Here is a 3,281-nt window from a genome sequence, read left to right on the forward strand (position 1 = left end):
TGCGTGGGGAGAGGGCCACATCAGCGCGACCGTCTCCGATAAATCGCCGACGTAATCGTAGGACAGCCCGAACAGCACCGGGTCGGTGCGTTCGGCGATTAGGGCGCGGATCAGGCCGGGCTTGGCGTGGCGGAACGACAGCGCGCCGGTGAGCGCGGCGAGCGCCCAGCCGCGGTCCGGATCTTCGACCTCGCGGAAGTAATTGGTGATCAGCCGCAGCTTGTTGTTGCGGCCGGGCTCGTAGCCGAGGCGGTCGAGCAGTTCGGCGAAGCGATTCATGCCTCTGCCGCCTCGCTGTCGCTTGCCGGCATGCCGACGTCTTCATCTTCGTCGCCATAGCCGACCAAATCGAGCGGCCGCGCCGCGAGGCCCTTGGTCTGGCACCAATGCACCAGCGCATCTTCCTGGCCGTGGGTGACCCACACTTCGCCGGCACCGGTGGCCGCGATGGTCGCGGTGAGGCCGTCCCAATCGGCGTGATCGGAGATCACCAGCGGCAGTTCGACGCCACGTTGGCGGGCTCGTGCGCGTACCCGCATCCACCCCGATGCGAACGCGGTGAGCGGATCGGGGAAGCGGCGCGTCCAGAGATCGGAGGTCGCTGACGGCGGCGCCAGCGTAATGGTGCCGGCCAGCTCGGCCTTTTTGACGCCTTTCACCGGGCGTAGTTCGCCAAGCGGGATGCCGGATGCCTGATAGTAATGCGTGATTTTCTCCATCGCGCCGTGCAGATAGATCGGCGCGTCGTAGCCGGCCTGCCGGATCAGTGCGATCACCCGCTGCGCCTTGCCGAGCGAGTAGGCGCCGACCAGATGCGCGCGCTCTGGAAACAGCACGACGGAATCGATCAGCTTTCTGACTTCGCTCGCCGCATCGGGATGGCGAAACACCGGCAGACCGAATGTCGCCTCGGTGATGAACACATCGCACGACACGATCTCGAACGGCGTGCAGGTCGGGTCCGGCGCGTCCTTGTAATCGCCGGACGCGACGATGCGGATGCCGCCGGCTTCGACCGCGACCTGGGCTGAGCCGAGCACATGGCCGGCAGGATGGAACGTGACCGTCGTGTCGCCGAGCCGGATGGTCTCGCCATAGGCGACCGCCTGGGTCGAGCCCGCGAAGTTGTCGCCGTAGCGCAGCCGCATCATGTCGAGCGTAGGCTGGGTCGCCAGCACGGTGCCATGGCCGGCGCGGGCGTGGTCGGAATGGCCGTGAGTGATCACCGCGCGGTCGACCGGCCGGACCGGATCGATGTGGAAGCCGCCAAGCCTGCAACACAGGCCCGCGGCGGTCGGCATCAGGATGTCGTGCGGTCGCATCTTCGCTATATAGGCGGGCGTACCTTTCAAACGAGTCTCATTCCGCCGGGTTCCGTCGATGCCGACGTACCTGTTCCTGTCGTCCGGAAATGTTCTTGCCGACCGACGCTACGACTTTGCGCGCGAGCTCCTGGCTCGCGGCGAGGCGGAGGCGGCGGCCGACCTGCTGGCGCAGGCGGTTGAGCTGGCGCCGGAGTTTACGTCGGCATGGTTCACGCTCGGCGAAATTCGTCAGGACCGACTCGGCGATCGCGACGGCGCAATCGATGCGTTTCGGCGGGCGCGGTCCGCGGACCCGCGCGATCGGCACGGCGCTGGTTTGCGCCTGATGCGGCTCGGCGCCGCCAATCTCGATGCGATGTCGCCCGCCTATGTCGGCACGCTGTTCGATCAGTATGCGCCGCGGTTCGACAAGTCGCTGGTCGAGGATCTCGGCTACCGCGGCCCGGCGTTGCTGCTCGAGGCGGTGCGCGAGGTCTGTGCAGCGACAGGCCGAGTGATGGTGTTCCGGCGCGCAATCGATCTTGGCTGTGGCACCGGGCTGGTCGGCCGCGCGTTTGCGCCAATCGTCTCCGAGATTATCGGCTTCGATCTGTCGCCGCAGATGATCGAGCGCGCCCGCGCGAACCGCGTGTATGCGCGGCTGGCAGTGACTGATCTGGTGCAGGGCCTTGCCAACGAGCCGCCGGCGAGCGCGGAGCTGATCCTTGCCGCCGACGTGCTGATCTACATCCAGGACGTGGCGCCGCTGCTCCGCGAAGCTACGCGAGTGCTGCAGCCGGGCGGCCTGCTCGCCGTCACTGCCGAGACGCATGCTGGCGATGGCGTGGTGCTGACGGCCGGGCTGCGGTTCGCCCAGGCGGAAAGCTATCTGCGCGAAGAATTGCAGCAGGTAGGTCTTGCGGTCGCGCTGCTGCAGCACGCGTCGGCCCGCAATGAGAACCAAGCCCCGCTGCCGGGGGTGGTCGTCGTTGCCTTCAAGCCCGACGACTATGTCCGACGCGTCGAACCCGAAACGCCTTGCGATACCTAGCCAAGCTTTGGCAACGGACCGAGCGATTTCCCTCATTGCGAGCGCGCGAAGCGACGAAGCAATCCAGCTTGGTTCACGCCGGTCCCAATTGCTTCGCGTCGTGCGCAATGACGAGGCTGCTTCAAACAAAAACCCCGGCCGCTAGGCCGGGGCTCTGTGTCCGTTGCTGTGAGGCGAAGATTAGTACTTCGCGACCACCGGCTGATTGAAGTGATAGTTGATGCCGGTGCGCAGCATGTGTTCGGTGACCTTGGTGGTGTTGATGCCGGTGCCGCCGAACACGTCGGTGGTCGAGCCGAGGTCAACGTAGAGATATTCGGTCTTCGAGGTCCAGTTCGGGCCGAGCAGGCCGAACAGCTGGAACGGAGTCTCGATGCCGGCGCCGGCAGCCCAGCCACCCTTGGTGGTCTTGAAGCTGTAGTTGCCGATCGAGCTGACGATGTCGGACTTGATGTTGCCGTAAGCGTAGCCCGCGGTGCCGTAGAACAGGGTCGAGCCGAGCGAGTAGCCGATGCGGCCACGCGCGGTACCGAACCAGGGCAGCTTGGCATCATAGTAGGCCTGCGGGCCGAGCACCGAGGCGCGCTGGTCCTTCTGGGTCGAGCCCTGGAAGTCGGCTTCGACACCGAACACCCAGTTCGAAGCCTGCCAGTTGTAGCCGATCTGGCCGCCGCCGATGAAGCCATCCGGCGCCAGGTTGAAGGCGTCGGTCGCACCGCCGAGGGTCAGGCTCGAGCGATCACGCCCGGTCGCACCGCCGAAATTGCCGCCGATATACAGGCCAGCCCAGTTCGCCGGGGGCGGAGTGATGTAGGTGCCGTTGCCGCCGATGCGGTAGTTCAGACCGGCGCGGAAGATGCTCTCGCGGACTTCAGTGCGCAGGCTCTGATTGCCGAAGAAGTCGGTCTGGTTGCCGAGGTCGAGAT

General features: G+C 66.0%; 2 protein-coding genes and 2 pseudogenes. 1 reads left to right on the forward strand and 3 read right to left on the reverse strand.

All coding sequences use genetic code 11. The features are described 5' to 3' along the window. Window positions 1–279 (reverse strand): annotated as a pseudogene (locus tag DYI24_RS23810) (ATP-dependent DNA ligase); the annotation flags it as partial. Continuing rightward, window positions 276–1,322, reverse strand: a complete 1,047-nt coding sequence (locus DYI24_RS23815; RefSeq protein WP_164574081.1) for a ligase-associated DNA damage response exonuclease — start codon at window positions 1,320–1,322, stop codon at window positions 276–278. The pseudogene DYI24_RS23810 and the gene DYI24_RS23815, both read right to left, overlap by 4 nt. 58 nt (window positions 1,323–1,380) lie before the next feature. On the opposite strand from DYI24_RS23815, the gene DYI24_RS23820 reads away from it, so the two are divergent. Next, window positions 1,381–2,355, forward strand: a complete 975-nt coding sequence (locus DYI24_RS23820) for a class I SAM-dependent DNA methyltransferase (protein ID WP_164574079.1) — start codon at window positions 1,381–1,383, stop codon at window positions 2,353–2,355. A 180-nt stretch (window positions 2,356–2,535) separates the two neighbouring features. On the opposite strand, the pseudogene DYI24_RS23825 reads toward DYI24_RS23820, so the two are convergent. After that, window positions 2,536–3,281, reverse strand: a pseudogene (locus DYI24_RS23825) (outer membrane beta-barrel protein); the annotation flags it as partial.

This window comes from Rhodopseudomonas sp. BR0C11 (assembly GCF_010820945.1).
GTDB classification, from domain to species: Bacteria; Pseudomonadota; Alphaproteobacteria; order Rhizobiales; family Xanthobacteraceae; genus Rhodopseudomonas; species Rhodopseudomonas palustris_H.

What these genes read in the sequence shown, in the direction of transcription:
- DYI24_RS23815 (WP_164574081.1), bottom strand. Translation starts at nt 1,322, where the DNA reads ATGCGACCGCACGACATCCTGATGCCGACCGCCGCGGGCCTGTGTTGC.
- DYI24_RS23820 (WP_164574079.1), top strand. Translation starts at nt 1,381, where the DNA reads ATGCCGACGTACCTGTTCCTGTCGTCCGGAAATGTTCTTGCCGACCGA.